Consider the following 223-nt stretch of genomic DNA (forward strand, 5'->3'; position numbering starts at 1 on the left):
CTGGGCGTTGTTGCTCAGGGTCACGACCAGGTCGTTGGCCAACGCTTGGTTGATGTGCACGGTGAAGGTCGGTTTGACGTTCTCGGCCACCGAGGTCTGGTCGGCGGTGATTGTGACTTTGACCAGGTCGCCCTGGTTGTTGTCGCCAGGCACACCCGAGCCAGGCTCGTCGGTGACAGTGGTTTTGACCTCGGTTTTGTCCAGGGTCAGCTTCTCGAACTTG

General features: G+C 59.6%; 1 protein-coding gene. It reads right to left on the reverse strand.

Annotation, left to right across the window (positions count from 1 at the left end; translation table 11 throughout):
- On the reverse strand, window positions 1-223 hold a 223-nt coding region (locus ACNFBR_RS29365; protein ID WP_416737891.1), incomplete at both ends, for a hypothetical protein.

Source organism: Pseudomonas sp. NY11955 (assembly GCF_048068035.1).
Taxonomy (GTDB): domain Bacteria; phylum Pseudomonadota; class Gammaproteobacteria; order Pseudomonadales; family Pseudomonadaceae; genus Aquipseudomonas.